This is a genomic window from Methylorubrum podarium, assembly GCF_022179745.1.
GTDB lineage: Bacteria > Pseudomonadota > Alphaproteobacteria > Rhizobiales > Beijerinckiaceae > Methylobacterium > Methylobacterium podarium.
Window position 1 is genome coordinate 1 of sequence record NZ_BPRD01000274.1, and the last position, 14,139, is coordinate 14,139.

Below are 14,139 nucleotides of genomic sequence, written 5' to 3' on the forward strand. Positions count from 1 at the left end.
CGCAGCATCATGTCGAGGCCGCCGACGATGACGGTGAGCAGGTTGTTGAAGTCGTGCGCCACGCCCCCGGTGAGCTGGCCGATGGCCTCCATCTTCTGCGCCTGCCGCAGCGCCTCCTCCGTCACGTGCTGCTCCGTGCGGTCCATGAGGATGCCGGCGACGCGCAGCGGCCGGCCGGCCTCGTCGCGCTTGACCTGCCCGCGCATGGCGATCCAGCGCACCGCTCCGTCGGCGCGCCGGATCCGGCATTCCAGGTCGAGCTTGCCGGTCTCGACGACGCCCGCGAACGCCGCCTCGGCGATCCCGCGATCCTCCTGCAGCACGTGATCGAGGAAGGTCTCGCGATCCCAGGCGCGCCCCGCGCCCTCGTAGCCGAACACCGCATCGAAGCGCGGCGAGCGGCGGTGGATGCCGGTCGTGACGTCGATGTCCCACGAACTCATCCCGGCCGCGTCGAGGGCGAAGGCGAGGGTTTCGTGGGCCGCTTCGAGCTCGCGCGTCCGCTCGGCCACGCGCCGCTCCAGCTCCTCGTTCGCCAGCCGAAGCTGTTCCTGCGCCCGCTCCCGCTCGCGCAGGTGCTCCCGCGCCTGGTACTGGCGGCGGCGCGCGCGCAGGGACGACAGGACGGCGCTCGTTAGCGTCTCGGCGTTGATCGGCCGCTCGAGCAGGACCACGTTGCCGAGCCGCTTCAGCGATTCGGCCGCGCCCCGCGCCCGGGGGCCGGCTTGGCGCGTGGCCAGCACGACGAAGGGAAAGTCCGACCACGGCGGCTGCGCGTCGAGCCAGGCGGACAACGCCGCGAGGTCGCCGTCGGCCAGGGCCTCCTCGGTGACGATGGCGGTGCCGGCACCGGCCTGAAGGCACGCGACCCATTCCGTCACGTCGGCGCAGACGGCGTTGGCGATGTCCGAGCGGTCCAGCACCTGCTCGACCACCGCGGCATCCCGCCCGCGCGGGGCCAGGATGAGGACGCGCTCCTCCGGGGATGCGCTCACGCCTCGTCCCCCGGCGCGTCCGCATCCCTCAGCATCGCCACCCGTCCGCGATAGGCCGGCAGGCCCGTGAGCACGCCCTCGAAATCGTCGAGCGCCTCGCCGACGCGAAGCCCCTCGGACGAGAGCCGCAACTCGCGGATCGTGCGCTCGTGGGCGTTCACCCGGCTCTTCACCACGGAGAGCGCGGCGCGGATCTCGGCCCTCGCTTCGAAGAAGCGGAACAGCAGGATGCAGTCGCTCAGGTAGCTCAGATCGATGTCGGTGCGGACCTCGCCGATGACGCCGTGCTGCCCCAGCACGAGGAGCGTCGTCACGCCCTTCTGGTTCAGGTAGCTCAAGAGCTCGTGCATCTGCAGGACGAGGTACTCCTCGCCCGGCATCGCGTGCAGGTAGGCGTTCAGGCTGTCGACGGCGACGAAGGTCGATCCGCGCTGCTCGACGGCCTGCCTGACGATCGCGGCGAACTCGCCGGGCGAGAGTTCCGCGGGGTCGATCTGCGTGAGGGTGAGACGCCCCGAATCGAGATGCGGCCTCAGGTCCATGCCGAGTAGGGCGGCGCGGGCGATCAGGGTGCCGAGCCCTTCGTCGAACAGGTAGTACGTCGCCGCCTCGCCGCGATCGAGCGCGGCCAGCATGCAGCGCATCGCCGTCGTCGTCTTCCCCACGCCGGACGGGCCGAGCAGGAGCGTGTTGGTGCCGGGCACGAGGCCGCCGCCCAGCAGGGCGTCCAGTTCCGGCGAGCCCGTCGAACGCGCCTGCGCGTCGAAGGTCGCGTGATGGTCGGCCGCGACGAGGCGCGGGAAGACCTCGATGCCGCCGGTCTCCATGACGAAGTCGTGGTAGCCGCCCCGGAACTTGATGCCGCGCATCTTCACGATGCGCAGGCGCCGACGCTCGGAGCCGAACTCCCGCGGCATCTGATCGAGCGAGATCACCCCGTGCGCGATGCTGTGGAGCTGCGGGTCGCCGGCCTCCGAGGTGCGGTCGTCGAGCATCAGCACCGTGCAGGACCGCTTGGAGAAGAAGTGCTTCAGGGCGAGGATCTGGCGACGGTAGCGCAGCGGGTTCTGCGCGAGCAGACGCAGTTCCGAGAGACTGTCGAACACCACGCGCTCGGGCTTGAGGCTCTCGACCCGGGTGATGACCTCCCGCACCGTCTCGCCGAGTTCGATCTCGGACGGGTGCAGGATCGACTGCTCGCTGTCGGGATCGAGACCCAACTCGTTGACGAGTTCGTAGACGTCGATGTTGTCGAGCGACCAGCCGTGGCTCGCCGCCGCCGCACGGAGTTCGTCCGCGGTCTCCGACAGCGTCACGTAGAGGCTGCGCTCGTTCCGGGCCGCTCCGTCGAGCAGGAACTGCAGCGCGAGAGTCGTCTTGCCCGTGCCGGGCGTGCCTTCGAGCAGGTAGAGCCGGTCCGGCGTCAGGCCGCCGCCGAGGATCTCGTTCAAGCCGGCGATGCCGGTGGAGATCCGGGTGTCGGAACCGGATCGAGCGCCCGTTGTCTCCATCGCCTCGGCCATCGGTTCCAACGAAGCTCCCATGCCGTGTCCGGCGGTTGCGCGCGAGCGCAGCGTAAACGCCGCGTAATCCCGCGTCAGCGTCGGCGATAACACACGGGACGGGCGGATGGTGTCATCGATCGCCGGTTCGCGTTCGAAACGGATGAGCGCGGGACGTCGCGTCCGATGCGCGGGGCCGGTACGCGGGCTCCCGCGTCAGGCCTATCCGACTCGTCCGTGCCGGACCCGCGGGCTGATCGCCTTGCACAGGGCCTGCGAGACCTGTTCGGCCGAGTAGGGCTTCTGCACCAGGTCGAAACCGTGCGCCCCTTCCTGAGCCAGCACGTGGCTGTAGCCCGAGGTGAGGATCACCGGCAGATGCGGGTGGGTGCGGCGCAGGCGCTTGGCCAGTTCGATCCCGCCCATGCCCGGCATCACGACGTCGGAGAAGACCGCCTCGAAGGCCGCGTCCTCGGAGCCCAGCGCGTCCAGCGCTTCCTCGGCATTCGCCGCCCAGCGGGTCTCGAACCCGAGATCCTGAAGGATCTGCGTCGCGAAACGCCCGACCTCGACATTGTCCTCGACCACCAGGATCCGCTGGCCGGCCCCGATCGGCGGCGTGTCGCCCGGCCGCCCCGCCTCCGCCGATTCCTGTGCGGCCTCGGTTTCCGGCAGGTAGAGGGTGAAGGTGGTGCCGCATCCCACCGCGCTCTCGACCGAGACGTCGCCGCCGGATTGCTTGGCGAAGCCGAAGACCTGGCTGAGGCCGAGCCCGGTCCCGCGGCCCACCTCCTTCGTCGTGAAGAAGGGCTCGAAGATCCGGCCGATCCGGTCCGGGGGAATGCCCGCTCCGGTGTCGGACAGCGAGATCGCCGCGAAGGGGCCGGGACCGCCGGCATGCCCGCGGATCGGCGGCATCGGCACGGAGCAGACGAGCCGAAGCGTGAGGGTCCCCTCCCCCTCCATGGCGTCGCGGGCGTTCACCGCCATGTTGATGAGCGCGGTCTCAAACTGGCTGATGTCGGCACGCACGAAACAGGGGATGTCCAGGCCCTGCGTCACGACCCGGATGCGGGCGCCCGTCACCGTGTCGAGCATATCGGCGACGGCGTGCAGCCGCCCGGCGACTTCGAACACCTCGGGCTTGAGCGTCTGGCGGCGGGCGAAGGCGAGGAGCTGTCCGGTCAGCTTCGCCGCCCGGTCCACCGTCTCGGACACGGCGTCGAGATAGCGCGCCTTGCGGGTCTCCGGCAGCTCCGGCCGGCGCAGGAAGTCGACGGACGAGCGGATGATGGTGAGCAGGTTGTTGAAGTCGTGCGCCACGCCGCCGGTGAGCTGGCCGACCGCCTCCAGCTTCTGCGACTGCCGCAGGGCCTCCTCGGCCACGCGCTGCTCGGTGATGTCCCGGCCGAAGCCGAAGAGGAGGTCGTCGCCCGGCACGACGGTCCACGAGACGTGGCGGGGCCCGTTCCCCTCGGTGAGCAACGTGAGTTCGATGTCGCCGGACAAGGGTGTCGCGGCACCCAGCATCAGGTCCGAGGCGGCCTGCCGCCGTCCTTCGGGGGCGACGAAGTCGAGCACGTTGCGCCCGAGGGTCTCCTGTTCCGACCAGCCGAGGGAGCGCGTCCAGGATGGATTCACGGACCGGATCTCGCCGTCGTGGCGCGCGACGAACTTGAGCACCGGCGACAGGTTCCAGATGCGGTCCCGCGCCTTTTCCTGTTCGGCGACCTGCGCTTCGAGCTGCAGCGCCCGCGAGGCCAGCAATTCCTCGGTCTGCTTGCGGTCGGTGATGTCCTGCACGAACACGTAGATGCCGGTGACCTCACCGGACGAGTCGCGGCTCGGAATGTAGCGGATCGCCGCCTCGCGCGGCTGGCCATCCGGATGCGGCCACGACCGCTCGAGGTGGATGTCCGCGCCGGCCAGGGCCTGTTCGATGAAGGGGCGGCGGGCCTCGAACTCGGCGGTGCCGAGGAGTTCCGCGATCGTGCGGCCGACGACCTGCTCGGGCCTGCGGCCGAACCACGTTTCGTAGGCCGCGTTGGCGAAGCGGTAGGTGAAGGCGCGGTCGATGAAGGCGATCAGCACCGGCATCGCGTCGGCGATCAGCCGGAGTTCCGCCTCGCGCGCGGCAAGCTCCGCCTCCGCCTGCTTGCGGTCCGTGATGTCGACGACGAACTCGAACCCGCGGCCGTCGTCCAGAAGCGTGGCGCCGAACAGGGCCCAGAAGCGGGAGCCGTCCTTGCGGAAATACTGCTTCTCGTACGGTGACGTGTGCCCCGTGGTCTTCAGGTCGTTGAAGGCACGCCAGGACATGTCGAGCCACTCGGGCGGTGTCAGGACTTGCCAGCTGAGCCGCCCGGCATTGAGGTCCTCGCGGCTGTAGCCGCCCATGGCCAGGAAGGCGTCGTTGGCGTCGAGGAGCCGGCCATTCAGGTCGAAGTAGATGCCGCCCACCGTGGCGATGGTGAGCGCCTCCCGCAGCCGCGCCGGACTGGCCGCCAGTGTGGAGGCCGGGGTCGCGTGCGGGTCGGGCTCGGAACCGTGGTTCTGATCCTTGAGCGCTTCACGCAGGCGCGCATTCTCGGCTTCGAGCGCCGCCACGTGCCGGCGGAGTTCCTCGACCTCAGCGTCCGTCACGCGCAGGGTTCCTGGATTCGATAGGATTGATGGAAATAGGCGCCGCGACCCGTCCGCCCACGACTCGCCCGCCCATGACCCGCCGACCGGATTGGGCGAACGCAACCGTCGGGTCGTCTCGACCCGAGACGGCCTCTTCGCCGGGGACAGCACTCATGCCGCTTGAGGAGGAAAATCCGTAAGGTCGGGTCGCCGGCATTCGCTCTCGTCACATGGTCAGGCTGAAGGTGTCAATCAGCGCTAGACGTCCTTGTCCTTGCCAGCGCAGGAAGGAAGTTTGTCATCACATCATAGTTTTAGTCTGGCCGGTCCCGATACATTCGGCGAATGCTGCGCAATCGTAGTGATAAGCCTCTCCATGCAACCAGGGCGGTCGACGCCCGACGCGTCCTTGCGGTGCATGTCGCACACGTGCTCTCGATGCGTCCACCGGGCGGATGCGCAGGGTCGGTCGACAACGGGTCCAGAAGCCGGTCTCTCGCTCGAGGTTGATCTTGCTCGGCAGCCCCGGCCATCGACACGTTCTCTGGGTCACCATAATCCGGGCCGGGGACGATCGGCCGCGCTACAGGGATCGGCCCGCGCGCGTTGACGCTTCACCGCGCGACGGGCGCGGCCTGCGGGTTGAAGGTGTCTTGATGCGTGTGAACGACGCGTATGGTCCTGAGCAGCGTGCGATCGTGCTGGAGCGGCAGCGCACGCTCAAGATGGCCCGTTCGGCCCACGCCTACGTTCGCGGCAACACCCTGAAATTCTACGAGTGGTTGGACGGCCTTCCGCGCGGCACCCTTCCGGAGGGGCCTCCGGTCTGGATCTGCGGTGATTGTCATCTCGGCAACCTGGGTCCGCTGGCCGACGCCGACGGGCGGGTGGACATCCAGATCCGGGATCTCGACCAGACCGTGATCGGCAACCCGACGCACGACCTCGTCCGCCTCGGGCTGTCGCTCGCGAGCGCAGCCCGCGGCTCGGACCTTCCGGGCGTCGTCACGGCCCGGATGCTGGAGGAGATGATCGCGGGCTACGCGGTGGGCCTGGGTGGGGATGAGGAGAACAAGCAGCCTCCCGAGCCCGACGTGGTGCGCTCGGTGCGCCGCCGCGCCCTCGGTCGGCACTGGAAACACCTCGCGCGGGAACGCCTGAAGAGGGTGGAGCCGGCCATTCCGCTGGGACGCAAATTCTGGGCTCTCGACGCGCAGGAGCGCCGGGCGCTGGAAGACCTGTTCCAGGAGGACGAGGTGCGCCGCCTCGTGCTGGCACTGAGCGGGCGGAGCGAGGAGGCGGAGGCCCACCTCATCGACGCGGCCTACTGGATGAAGGGCTGCAGCTCGCTCGGTTTCCTGCGCTACGCCGCGCTGATCGGCATCGCCGGGTCCCGCGAGAAGCAGCGCCTCGCACTGGTGGATCTGAAGGAGGCGGTCGAGCCCGCCGCACCGCCCGCGCCGGGCGCGACGATGCCGTCGGACCCGGCCGAGCGCGTGGTGGCCGGCGCACGGGCCCTCTCGCCGAACCTCGGCGAACGCATGCTGCCGGTGCATCTTCTCGGCAAGCCGGTCGTGATGCGTGAGCTCGCGCCGCAGGATCTGAAGCTCGATATCAATCAGTTCAGCCGCGACGAGGCGGTCCGGGCGGCGCATTACCTCGCCTACGTGGTCGGCAAGGCGCATGGCCGACAGATGGACGGCGCCGTCCGCTCGGGCTGGCGCGCCGAGGTGACGGGTGGCGCCCACGCGGAGGACGGGGCGCCGTCCTGGCTCTGGTCCAGCGTGGTCGACCTCGCCGGCCGCCACGAGGTCGGCTACCTCCAGCATTGCCGCCGCTACGCCGGCGAGCAGGCCGCCTGACCTCGGGCGGGGCGCGTCAGGATCGGCGGCCGATGTGCCGCCCGCCGAGGACGAGGGCGGCTGTCGCCGCCAGGCCGGCGGCGAGCCCGGCCGTGGCGAGAGGGTGAAGGGTCGCTCGGGTGTAGGCGCTCGTGCGCATGACGTAGACCGGCGGATCGCCCCGCTCCCGGCCGGCTCCCCGAGGCGCGTGCAGCGCGCCCTCCGGGTTCCTCGGCGATTCCGACCGCTTCTGCAGGGCGATGATGGCCGGCGCGAGCTCGTCGTAGGCGCCCGGCGCGAACTCCTTGCCCATGACGAAGAGCTTGCCGCCTCCGCCCACCACGATGTCCCGCTGCGGGTGCACGGCGGCGTGCAGGATCGCGTTGGCCACCTCCCGCGGCGGATAGATCGGCGGCGGCAGCGTCGGCTCGCGGTCCATGTAGTTGCGCGCCCGGTTCGGCAGCGGCGTATCGATGGAGGCGGGCTTCACCAGCGTCACGGAGACCGGCGCGCCCTCCGCGCGGAATTCCATCCGCAGCGTGTCGGTGAAGCCTTTCACCGCGTGCTTCGAGGCAGCGTAGAGGCCCTGGAACGGGAAGGCGAGATCCGAGGCGATGCTGCCGACATTGATAATCGCGCCGCCGCGCTCGCGCAGGTGCTCCGCGGCAACCAGCGAGCCGTACACCGTGCCCCAGAAATTGGTGCGGATCAGCCGCTCGTGGTCCTCGGCGGCGATCTCGCGGAGCGGCCCGTAGACAGTCAGGCCGGCGACGTTCACCCAGGTATCGAAGCCGCCGAAGGTCGCGACCGCCCTATCGGCGATGGCCTGAACGTCCTCGCGCCGGCCGACATCCGCGACCACGTAGGTGGCGCGGGGGCCGAACGCGGCGGCGGCCTCGGCCAGGGCCTCCTCGCTTCTCGCGGCGAGCACGACCCGGGCGCCGCGTTGCGCGGCCATCCGCGCGGTCGCCAACCCGATCCCGCTGGATGCACCCGTGACGACGATGACCTGCTCGCGCAGCGGCTTGTGTCCCATTCCGGCCCGCTCCTGTCCTGTCGCGCCGATCGACGCGCGATGGGGCTACCCGCGACGGGCCGAACGGTTTCGGCCCGCGCTGAAACCGCGCAGGCCGGACACTCCAGGACAGGGTCCGGACCCTCACGCGCTCGCGTGGTCCGCGACGTAGCGGCCGAGCGCGCTCGCGGCGTTGAGCATGTGGGCGCGCATGCGCCGGGCCGCGGCGTCGCCGTCGCCCTCCGCGATCGCCTGCAGGATCTCGCCGTGCTCGGCGCGCGAGCGCAGGATCCGCTTGCCCTGGCGCAGCTGGGTCCGGCGGAAGGCCGACAGGCGGGAGCGGATCGCCAGCGCCTGCTCGGCCATGAAGCCGTTATGGGTGGCGCGGTAGAGCGCCTCGTGGAAGGACCGGTTGAGGGCGTCGTATGTGTCGTAGTCCTGCGCCGCCACCGGCTCCGCCGACTGCTCGTGCAGGTCCATCAGGGCGCTGAGTTCGAGCGGCGTCATCCGGTAGGTGGCGAGACGCACGCACAGGGCCTCGAACTCGGCGGTCGTCTCGAACATCTCCATGATCCGCTCGGGGGTCATGCGGGTCACGACGACGCCGCGCCGCGGCCGCATCTCGACGAGACCGCTGGAGGCGAGCTGGCGCAGAGCCTCGCGGACGGGGGTGCGCGAGGCGCCGAAGCGGTCGGCAAGATCCTGCTCGTCGAGGGCGATCCCCGCCGCGAGGACGCCCGAGGCGATCTCGTCCGTCAGGGCATTGCGGATCTGGTCCGAGAGGAGGCCGCGCCCCTCGGCCATGCCGTCCATCTCGCCGCCCTCGCCCATCCGCGTCATCCCACCAGCGCCCGCACGATCAGGAACAGCAGCGACGGGCCGACGAGGCAGCCGATGCCGGTGTGGAAGGTCGCGGTCAACGCCCCGTAGGGAACGAGCTTCGGATCGGTCGCGGCGAGCCCGCCCGCGACGCCGCTGACCGTGCCCATCAGCCCGCCATAGGCCATCGCCGAGCGCGGGTTATCGAGACCGATCAACCGGGCGACCAGGGGCGTGCCCACCATCACCATCACGGCCTTGGTGACGCCGGTGGCGATGGAGAGCGCCATCACGGTCGAGTCGGCGCCGAGCGCCGCGCCGGTCACCGGGCCGACGATGTAGGTGATGGCGCCCGCCCCGATCGTCGTGATCGACACCGCGTCGTGGTAGCCGAAGGCGATGGCCGTCAGGGTGCCGACGATGAAGGGCAGCACCGTGCCGAGCGCGAGCGCGACGACGCCGAGCAGCCCCGCGCGGCGCGCCTCGATCACGTCCACCTCGAAGGCGGTGGCGACGATGGCGAAGTCGCGCAGCATGGCTCCGCCCATCAGCCCGATGCCGGACAGGGCCGGAATGTCGGCAAGCCCGTGCTTGCCGCCGGTCGCGAGCCCGCCGAGATAGGCCAGCCCGAGGCCGAGCACGATGGCGATGGCCGAGCCGTGGACCCGCCCGCCCGTCAGGCGTTTCCCGATGACGTTCGACACGAGCATCAGGCCGCCGATCACCGCGAAGGCGGCGACCAGGCTCTGCTCGACGAAGACGTGTTCCAGCATGTGCAGCATGGGACTCACCTGCGGGCCGTGGTGGAAGGCCGCGACGGCGCCTCGGCGCCCTCGCCGGCGATGACGGCGCCCGCCTGCGCGACCTCGGCCGCGTCCTGCGCCGGCCGTCCGCCGATCCGGCCGAGCAGGGCCGTTGCGGCGAAGCACAGGAGCACGCTGCCGACCGCCGCGATGATCACGATCGGCCCGCCGCTCACCGCCGCGACGACGTTCTGCTGCGCGGCCATGGCCACCACGATCGGGATGTACATGCTGGCCCAGAACTCGACCCCGAGCTTGGTCGCGTGGCCGAGCCGGTCCTGGCGCATCAGCCAGACCCGGGCGGCGATCAGCAGCATCATGGCGATGCCGACGCCGCCGACATTGGCCTTCACGTCAAGCAGGATCCCGAGCAGGTCGCCCAGGAACACGCCGACGAGGGTGCAGAGCGCGAGGAGCGCGACGCCGAGGATCGTCATCGAACATCCCTCCCGCACCGACCCGCCGGATCGGGCCGCCGCGGCACGACGATTGCGCCGTGCATGGGCGGTGTGCATGCAGCCGACATGAGCCGTCTCCTTCCTGTATGCGCTGATTCGTTCTTGTTGACTTATCGTATGCAATATATTGACTTCGACGCAAGCCAGAATACAAAAGGGGCATCGGAACGCCGCAGGACATACGGCGCGGTTCGCGAGAGCCGCCGGCGTATGCGCAGCGAAGCCACCACAGGGAGCGGACCGGATGAGCGGCTGGCGTCGGGAGCGGGAAGCCCGCGATGCGCGGATCGAGGCGGGCCGGACCCATGCCGCGGGCAAGGTCGTGGCGGCGTCCGCGGTGGTCGATCTCCTGGAGGCGATCCTTCGGCCCGGCGACCGGGTCTGCCTGGAGGGCGATAACCAGAAGCAGGCCGATTGCCTCGCGCGGGCGCTGAGCCAGTGCGATCCGGCCCGCGTGCACGACCTGCACATGGTCCAGTCCGGCATCGTGCTTCCCGAACATCTCGACATTTTCGAGCAGGGGATCGCGAAGCGGCTCGACTATTCCTATTCCGGACCGCAGGGCGGGCGCATCGCCCGCATGCTCTACGGCGGGCAGATCGAGCTCGGGGCAGTGCACACCTATCTCGAGCTGTTCGCCCGCTACTTCGTCGATCTCACCCCGAACGTGGCGCTGATCGCCGGCGTCTCGGCCGACCGGGACGGCAATCTCTATACGGGGCCGAACACCGAGGACACGCCGACGGTGGTGGAGGCCACCGCCTTCAAGAACGGCGTCGTGGTGGCGCAGGTCAACGAGATCGTCGAGCGCGTGCCCCGCGTCGACATCCCCGGCGACCGGATCGACTTCGTGGTCGAGGCCGACAAGCCGTTCTACGTCGAGCCGCTCTTCACCCGCGACCCGGCGGCGATGACGGAAACCCAGATCCTGATGGCCATGATGGCGATCAAGGGGATCTACGCCGAGTACGGCATCCGCCGACTCAACCACGGCATCGGCTTCGGCACGGCGGCGATCGAGCTGCTGCTGCCGACCTACGCCGAGCGCCTCGGCCTGAAGGGCGAGATCGCCACCCACTGGGCGCTCAACCCGCACCCGACCCTGATCCCGGCGATCGAGTCGGGCTGGGTGAAGCAGGTCCACTGCTTCGGTTCCGAAGTCGGCATGGACCGCTACATCCGCGAGCGCTCCGACATCTTCTTCACCGGCGCCGACGGGTCGCTCCGCTCGAACCGCGCCTTCTGCCAGACGGCCGGGCTCTACGCCTGCGACCTGTTCATCGGCTCGACCCTGCAGATCGACCTCGCCGGCCATTCCTCGACGGTGACGCAGAACCGCGTGGCCGGCTTCGGCGGCGCGCCCAACATGGGCTCGGACCCGCACGGGCGGCGCCACCCCTCCGATACCTGGATGAAGGCGGGGCGCGAGGCTCAGATCACCGGCGATCCCGCCCTGATGCGCGGGCGCAAGCTCGTGGTGCAGATCGTCGAGACCTTCGGCGAAGGTCTAGCGCCCGCCTTCGTCGAGCGGCTCGACGCGCTCGAACTCGCGAAGAAGATCGGCTTGGAACTCGCTCCCGTGATGGTCTACGCCGACGACGTCACCCACATCGTCACCGAGGAAGGCATCGCCAACCTCCTGCTCTGCCGCACCGCCGACGAGCGCGAGCAGGCGATCCGGGGCGTTGCCGGCTACACCGAGATCGGCCGTGGGCGCGACCGGGCCATGGTCGAGCGGTTGCGCGAGCGCGGCATCGTGCGCCGCCCGGAGGATCTCGGCATTGAGCCCCTCGACGCGGACCGCTCCCTCCTCGCGGCGAAGTCGATCAAGGATCTCGTGCACTGGTCGGGCGGGCTCTACGAGCCGCCGGCGAAGTTCCGGAACTGGTGAGGCCGCGATGGAAAAGCTCAGCTTTCGACACACGACGCAAAAGGCCCTGCCCGGCACGAAGGCGCAGGCCATCACCGGCGTCGTCGCCTCCGGCAACCTCGAAGTGCTGCTGGAGCGCGCGCTCGCCCCGACCGAGTGCGCAATCGAGATCGAGACGCCGATCCGCGGCTACGGCGATGTCTGGGCGGCGGTCGTCGCCGACTTCGTCGCCCGCGCACAGCCGGGGGGCCTGCGCATCACCGTCAACGACGGCGGCGCGCGCCCCGACACCGTGTCCCTGCGCCTGCTCCAGGGCGCCCGGCTGATGGAGGTCTGAGGATGAGCGAACGGATCATCGACCCCGCCGCCAAGGGCTGGGCCACGAGCTGGTACGAGGCCAGCGCCCGCGCCCGCATCGACGGCCTCCTCGATGACGGGTCGTTCCAAGAAATCATCGGCCCCGAGCAGCGCCGGATGAGCCCGCACCTGCCGCTGTTCGACCTGCCGCGCGCCTTCGACGACGGCATGATCGTCGGCTCGGGCCGCCTCGACGGCAGACCCGTCCTCGTCGCCGCGCAGGAGGGCCGCTTCATGGGCGGCGCCTTCGGCGAGGTGCACGGCGCCAAGCTCGTCGGCCTGCTGCGCGCCGCCCTGGCGCTGAAGCCCGCGGCGGTGCTGATCCTGTTCGACACCGGCGGCGTGCGGCTCCAAGAGGCCAATGCCGGCGAGACCGCTATCGCCGAGGTGATGCGCGCCATTGCGCAGGTCCGCGCGGCCGGCGTGCCGGTGATCGGCCTGATCGGCGGACGGGCCGGCGCCTATGGCGGCGGCGGGCTGATCGCGGGCACGTGCTCGCGGCTGGTCGTCTCCGAGGGCGGGCGCATCTCCGTCTCGGGGCCGGAGGTGATCGAGACCAACAAGGGGGCGGAGGAATTCGATTCCCGCGACCGCGCCCTGGTCTGGCGCACCATGGGCGGCAAGCACCGCCGTCTGACCGGCGGCGCCGACGCCTTTGCCGACGACACGGTCGCCGCCTTCCGGCAGGCGGCGCTCGACCTGATCGGCCGCGCCCCGGCCTTCGATCTCGCCACTTTGGAGGCGGAGCAGGCGCGGCTCGAAGAGCGGCTCACCCGCTTCGGCGATTGCCGCGACGCGACCGAGATCTGGGCGCGCCTCGGCGTCAACGACCCGGCGACGGTGCCGGCCCTCACGACCGCCGATTTCGACGCCCTGCTCGCCGGCCTTGGAGAGACGACCCATGACGCTCGCTGAGATCCTGGCCTCGGTCTTTCCCGAGGGCCATTCCGTCGCGGTCGAGGACGGGCTCGTCGGCGGCGAGGGTCCGTTCCGGGGCGGCCGGCTCGCGGTGATCGGCATCGACGGCGACACGGCGCTGGGCGTCGACGGCGCCTGCCGGCTCTCGCGCCACGTCCTCGACGTTGTGCGCCGGGGCGGCGGCACGCCGATCCTGGTCGTGATCGATTCCGACAGCCAGCGGATGAGCCGGCGCGACGAGCTGCTCGGCCTCAACGAGTATCTCGCCCACCTCGCCAAGACGCTGCTGCTCGCCGACGCCCAGGGCCACCCGACCGTCGGGCTGATCTACGGCCACTCGGCCGCGGGCGCCTTCATCGCCACGGCGCTGGCGACCCGCGTCCTCGTCGGCCTGCCGGGGGCGAATCCGAGCGTGATGGACCTGCCGTCCGTCGCGCGCGTGACGAAGCTGCCCCTCGACCGGCTGGAGGCAATGGCCAAGGACACGCCGGTCTTCGCCCCGGGCCTCGACAACATGGTGCGCACCGGCGCGGTGCAGGCGGTGCTCGATCCGAACCGGCCTCTGGCGGAGCAGATCGCCTCCGTGATCGACGCCATGCCCGCCGAGGATGTCCGCGACCGCGTTGGGCGCGAGCGCGGCGGACGCCCAGTGGCGGAGGAGATCGCCGCGCAGGTGGTGCGGGACGCCGCGCGTGGCTGAAGCGTACCGGCGCCACGACCTCCTCGACGTCGAGCCGCGGGCCTGGGCGGCGGCACTCGCCGGCCGATCGGACCTCGCCGGATTGCCGCATGTCGCTGCCTGGGCGGAGGACGAGCGGCCGGTCATCCTGCGCCGCTCGCATCCGGGGGAGGATACGGCGCTCGTCCCGGTCGGCCTGCCGCTGCCGCCGCGGGACGGCAAGCGCCGCATCGGCCTCGCCCTGCCGCCGGACGCGG

Annotated in this window: 12 protein-coding genes and 1 pseudogene; 6 read left to right on the top strand and 7 right to left on the bottom strand. The window is 70.6% G+C overall.

Translation table 11 applies throughout. The annotated features are described in order from the left end of the window. The 3 genes from MFF42_RS14155 to MFF42_RS14165 form a co-directional block, all read right to left on the bottom strand. Positions 1–995, bottom strand: a 995-nt coding sequence (locus MFF42_RS14155; RefSeq protein ID WP_238256306.1) for a PAS domain-containing protein, incomplete at its 3' end; no start/stop codon positions are given. Then, positions 992–2,518: an ATPase domain-containing protein gene (locus MFF42_RS14160; RefSeq protein WP_238256317.1), complete on the bottom strand. Its 1,527-nt coding sequence runs from the start codon at positions 2,516–2,518 to the stop codon at positions 992–994. The genes MFF42_RS14155 and MFF42_RS14160, both read right to left, overlap by 4 nt. Before the next feature lie 201 nt (positions 2,519–2,719). Next, a complete protein-coding gene (locus tag MFF42_RS14165) occupies positions 2,720–5,140 on the bottom strand; it encodes a PAS domain S-box protein (protein ID WP_238256307.1) in 2,421 nt (806 codons plus the stop codon). Positions 5,141–5,778: 638 nt separating this feature from the next. Between MFF42_RS14165 and MFF42_RS14170 the strand changes: the two genes are divergently transcribed. Next, complete coding sequence (locus MFF42_RS14170; protein ID WP_238256308.1) at positions 5,779–6,984, top strand: DUF2252 family protein; 1,206 nt, start codon at positions 5,779–5,781, stop codon at positions 6,982–6,984. 16 nt (positions 6,985–7,000) lie between these two features. On the opposite strand, the gene MFF42_RS14175 is transcribed toward MFF42_RS14170, so the two are convergent. The 4 genes from MFF42_RS14175 to madL all read right to left on the bottom strand — a co-directional run bounded on the left by MFF42_RS14175 (position 7,001) and on the right by madL (position 10,037). After that, entirely contained in the window at positions 7,001–7,999 is a 999-nt protein-coding gene (locus MFF42_RS14175; protein WP_238256309.1) for an SDR family oxidoreductase, read from the bottom strand. Positions 8,000–8,122: 123 nt separating this feature from the next. After that, positions 8,123–8,809 (bottom strand): GntR family transcriptional regulator, encoded by a 687-nt coding sequence (locus MFF42_RS14180; RefSeq protein WP_238256310.1) that lies wholly within the window; start codon positions 8,807–8,809, stop codon positions 8,123–8,125. A gap of 5 nt (positions 8,810–8,814) precedes the next feature. Beyond that, positions 8,815–9,579 (bottom strand): malonate transporter subunit MadM, encoded by a 765-nt coding sequence (gene madM, locus MFF42_RS14185; RefSeq protein ID WP_238256311.1) that lies wholly within the window; start codon positions 9,577–9,579, stop codon positions 8,815–8,817. Positions 9,580–9,584: 5 nt separating this feature from the next. Continuing rightward, positions 9,585–10,037, bottom strand: a complete 453-nt coding sequence (gene madL, locus MFF42_RS14190) for a malonate transporter subunit MadL (protein WP_238256312.1) — start codon at positions 10,035–10,037, stop codon at positions 9,585–9,587. A gap of 265 nt (positions 10,038–10,302) precedes the next feature. On the opposite strand from madL, the gene mdcA reads away from it, so the two are divergent. The 5 genes and pseudogenes from mdcA to MFF42_RS14215 all read left to right on the top strand — a co-directional run. Beyond that, on the top strand, positions 10,303–11,949 hold the full coding sequence (gene mdcA / locus MFF42_RS14195) for a malonate decarboxylase subunit alpha (protein WP_238256313.1): 1,647 nt from the start codon (positions 10,303–10,305) through the stop codon (positions 11,947–11,949). A gap of 7 nt (positions 11,950–11,956) precedes the next feature. Beyond that, entirely contained in the window at positions 11,957–12,265 is a 309-nt protein-coding gene (gene mdcC / locus MFF42_RS14200) for a malonate decarboxylase acyl carrier protein (RefSeq protein WP_238256314.1), read from the top strand. 2 nt (positions 12,266–12,267) lie between these two features. Next, positions 12,268–13,200 carry a biotin-independent malonate decarboxylase subunit beta gene (locus tag MFF42_RS14205; protein WP_238256315.1) on the top strand — a complete coding sequence of 311 codons (933 nt, stop codon included), beginning with the start codon at positions 12,268–12,270 and terminating at the stop codon, positions 13,198–13,200. Further along, positions 13,187–13,903, top strand: a complete 717-nt coding sequence (gene mdcE, locus MFF42_RS14210; RefSeq protein ID WP_238256316.1) for a biotin-independent malonate decarboxylase subunit gamma — start codon at positions 13,187–13,189, stop codon at positions 13,901–13,903. Before MFF42_RS14205 ends, mdcE begins: the two co-directional genes overlap by 14 nt. Then, positions 13,896–14,139: pseudogene (locus MFF42_RS14215) on the top strand (phosphoribosyl-dephospho-CoA transferase MdcG domain-containing protein); the annotation flags it as partial. The gene mdcE and the pseudogene MFF42_RS14215, both read left to right, overlap by 8 nt.